At 36.4% G+C, this 4034-nt stretch carries 4 protein-coding genes and 1 pseudogene; all 5 read right to left on the bottom strand.

Annotated features, from left to right (window positions below; genetic code table 11):
• On the bottom strand, positions 1-464 hold a 464-nt coding region (locus P9E47_RS22615), incomplete at its 3' end, for a TRAP transporter small permease (protein WP_326165107.1).
• Positions 465-545: 81 nt separating this feature from the next.
• Positions 546-1589: a C4-dicarboxylate TRAP transporter substrate-binding protein gene (locus P9E47_RS22610; protein WP_326165105.1), complete on the bottom strand. Its 1044-nt coding sequence runs from the start codon at positions 1587-1589 to the stop codon at positions 546-548.
• A 90-nt stretch (positions 1590-1679) separates the two neighbouring features.
• Entirely contained in the window at positions 1680-2630 is a 951-nt protein-coding gene (locus P9E47_RS22605; protein ID WP_211208561.1) for a sugar kinase, read from the bottom strand.
• 36 nt (positions 2631-2666) lie between these two features.
• Positions 2667-3671 (bottom strand): annotated as a pseudogene (locus P9E47_RS22600) (LacI family DNA-binding transcriptional regulator); the annotation flags it as partial.
• Positions 3672-3820: 149 nt separating this feature from the next.
• The coding region (locus tag P9E47_RS22590) for a TRAP transporter large permease subunit (protein ID WP_326165103.1) at positions 3821-4034 on the bottom strand (214 nt) is incomplete at its 5' end.

Raw genomic sequence — 4034 nt, 5'->3', positions numbered from 1 at the left:
CCATTGTCAGATTTGAACGAGCGAATCAAATTGACTGTATAATGGATAGCGGTTAAAAACCCACCGACAGGAACAGCAATATCAATATATTGATAACTCAATCCCAAAACAGGCGTAATCTTAACTGCGGCCTGAGAAGTTAAATCCATTCCCAAATAAATGAAAACATAGATTAATACAAAATAAATGGCAATAGCTCCTATAACGTTAAATACATTGCGGATCGGTTTTGGCATCATCAGCATGAAATAGTCTACCCCAACGTGTCCGCCACGTTTCATTGCCGAGCTAATTCCAATGAAAACCATCCAAATAAATAATCCAAGCGTAACCTCTTCTGCCCAGCCTATTGGGCTGTGTAAGACAAAGCGAAAAATTACATTTATAATGGTAAAAAAGAGGACCCCTGAAAGAGCAATAACAGAAAGTACATCATCTAGTGGATAAAACCATTTTTTTAACATATTATCCCTCCCATTTACACCTAGGTAAAAACCGAGTCTATGAAATCGAAATATTGACTCATAGACTCGTAGTTTTATTTTCTATTGACGATTTTTAATTAAATCCTCAACTGTTTCATAAAGATTTGGTGACCAGTTAGGAAATGCAGTATAAACTGATTTTGCTTTCTCTTTGAACGCAGCAAGATCTACCTCGTGAACTTCAATGCCTTCATCTTTAAATTGTTGTAAAACTTTCTCAGACTCTTCTTCTACGATTCCTTTACCGTATTCACCAGCTTCATCGCCAGTTTCTTTTAGGATTTGAACGATATCTTCCGGTAATGTTTGAAGGAAGCTAGTTCCTGCAACCCATGGACTCATAATTTTTGTGTGTTCAGTTAATGTAAGGTGCTTCGCCACTTCGTGTGTTTTTGAACCTTGTAGTACTGGAAGTGGATTTTCAGCACCGTCTACTAATCCTTGCTGTAGTGCTGTATAAAGGTCAGCTAATGGAAGTGGAGTAGGTGATGCTCCTAATGCTTCAAATGACTTAATATACATTTGGTTATTTGGTACACGTATTTTTAATCCTGCTAAATCTTCTGGCTTTGTAACAGGCTTTGTTGTCATTAAATGACGCTTACCATAAATTGTGTTTGTTGTAACGATATCAAGCCCTTTATCGTTTAATTGTGAAGATAAATCTTTAAACCAATCTGTAGTAGTTAAATAGAATAGATCATCAAAGTTTTCAGTTAAATATGGTGCAGTTAAAATTCCAAAATCGGGAACATAATCCATTAAGAAATCATAGCCAGTGAAAATAACAACATTATTTCCCATCATAGCTTGTTCAACTACATCTTTTTCAGAACCTAATTGAGAGCTTGGATATAATTTCAATTCAAGTCTGCCATTCGATTTTTCTTCAGCTAACTCTTTCCATTTATTTGCTTGCTTATCAAGTGGCTCACCTGGCTGGTTACCATAGGCTACGTTGATTACAATTTTTTCATCAGACCCTACTGCCTTGTCATTACCTTTTGACGCACCTTCTTCACCTTTAGAAGAACAAGCTCCTAAACCTAATACAAGCATAAGCGAAAATAATAGAAGCGTTGATTTTTTAAAAAAGCTCTTCATTATTAGATCTCCTTTACTGTTTAAAATTTTGAATTTCATGATTTTTATTGTAATCGTAACCATTTGCGGTTACAGAAAAACCATTGTTAATTATCTTGATATTCCTTTTCTTTTACCAAGGAAGATTTCCATTTCCTCTTTATATGGAAGACCTTCATTATCTCCTTTTACACTAATAACATGGGCAGCAACTGCATTTGCGAATGTAACTGATTTTTCTAAAGTCCAGCCTTGAATCATACTGTACAAATACCCTGCTGCAAAACCGTCCCCTGCTCCTATAACATCAACAACATCAATGTCATTATGTGCAGGAACATTAACTTTATCTCCATCCTTAAAAGCAGTAGCACCACGCTCACCCTGCTTTAAAACAGCATGGTGAATGCCGGCCTTTGTAACCTCTTGAATAAACTGATCAGGTTCAGACGTTCTGAGAAGAATCTCAGCTTCTTCTTCCCCTATTAATAAAACATCAACATAAGGCAGATAGGATAAAAGGGTTTCCCTTGCCTCCTCCGGACTCCAAAGCTTTAAACGGATGTTTGGGTCAAACGTCACTGTCAGATTGTGCTTTTTGGCCATCTTTAATAGATGAAGCATGACTTCTTTATTAACATCATTCACCGCTGGAAACACGCCTGATATATGAAATATTTTGGCTTGCTTCACGTAATCTTCATCAATTTCATTTATATTAAAGGATAATGTCGGTGATTGCTGTCGATAATAATAGGAATTTACTTTTTCACTGCTAAGCAATTCTTTAAAATAAATGGATGTCGGGTAGCCTTCAACAAGCTTAACTTGAGAGACATCAACACCTTCACCTCTTACAAAGTTATAAACATATTTGCCAAACTCGTCTTTACCGAGACGGCTTATCCAACCAGCTTTTAAACCTAGACGTGAACAGCCGATCGCAACGTTTAACTCTGCACCTCCCACCTTACGTTCAAAAGTGTTAACGAACCTAAGAGGACCTGTAGTTGAAGGGTTAAAAGATACTAAAGCATCCCCTATTGTCAAAATGTCCAACATTCTCTCTCCAATCTTTATTTCAATTATTCCAGTAATCTACGTTGATTTTCTAACAACAATGCTTGGGGAAAATCGAACATTCATAGGATCAGGCTTAGCATTTGACCTAATTTGTTCCAATAATTTTTCCGCTGCATATTTTCCCATTTCAAATGCTGGTTGTGAAATAATCGTTAGACTTGGCTCGTAAATTTCCGAAAAAGATACTTCATCAATACTGATCAAGGCTAGATCTCTTGGAATGGACATTCCTTTCTTTTTTACAAACTTCAGTATTTCAAGAAGAGTTAAATCGTTACCGGAAAACAAGGCTTCAGGTACTTCAGGTTGGTTAAACATTTCCTCCAACACATTTTGCATATCGGTTAACTTCACGCCTTTAATGTAACCGGGTGGGACGATTAGTGATCTTTCCTTTAACGCTTTTTTATACCCTTCCACCCGTTCCACACGAGGTGTGATTCCTTTATCAAGGGGAGTCGTTAACATTGCAATTCTTCTATATCCTCTTGAATAAAGATGGTCAACAGCCATTTCAGAAGCGGTCTCATTATCAAGTAAAACTGACGGTATATTCATACCTTTAACCATACGGTCAACAAATATGAGCGGATATTTTTCCTTTTTCATTGACTCATATAGTTCTAAATTATCCCCCGTTGGAAAAACCACTAAACCATCAACCTGTTTGGCACGAAGCATTTCGATATACTTTTTTTCCTTCTCCGGGTTATCGTCTGCATTACAGACAATCACATTAATATCTTCAGAGCTACAAACGTCTTCAATTGCCCTGATCACTTGAGTTGAAAACATGTGTAAAATATTCGCAACGATTACTCCAATTGTTGATGTCTTTTTTTGTTTTAAGCTCCTTGCTAAAATATTGGGTCGATATCCTAAAGTTGCAATCGCTTCCTCAATTCTTGCTCTTGTATCCCCGCTCATATACTCGTAGCGATGGTTAAGATATTGAGAAACTGTACTTTTAGATACGTTTGCCATCTGAGCCACGTCAGCCATTGTGATTTTTTTCAATTTTCTTCTCTCCTGAAACCTACTAAATCGATTTACTAAACCGGTTTATCATTATTATAAATGATATGGAAACGTTTAACAAGAATTTTTTAACTATTTTTTATATAAAAAAAGCTATGTTAAAATTACCTTTTAACATAGCTTTTAAATATCTAGAATAATAGATTAGGTAAGAACATAGAGATACTTGGAACGAACGCCATTAATAACGCTGCAATAATTAGTATTACTAAGAACGGCCAGCTTTCTTTTACGAATTCCTCTACCTTCGTACCGGTAACGGCACAAGTTACGAACATGATGGTACCGAGCGGCGGTGTCATTGTACCGATACTTAAACAGATGATGAAGAAGATTCCGAAATGG

It is taken from the genome of Schinkia azotoformans (assembly GCF_035811335.1).
GTDB classification, from domain to species: domain Bacteria; phylum Bacillota; class Bacilli; order Bacillales; family Bacillaceae_J; genus Schinkia; species Schinkia azotoformans.
This window is presented reverse-complemented; position numbering and strand designations above follow the sequence as displayed.

Bases quoted from the DNA above. Each gene is read 5' to 3' on its own strand.
- P9E47_RS22610 (WP_326165105.1), bottom strand. From the start codon at position 1,589: ATGAAGAGCTTTTTTAAAAAATCAACGCTTCTATTATTTTCGCTTATG.
- P9E47_RS22605 (WP_211208561.1), bottom strand. From the start codon at position 2,630: ATGTTGGACATTTTGACAATAGGGGATGCTTTAGTATCTTTTAACCCT.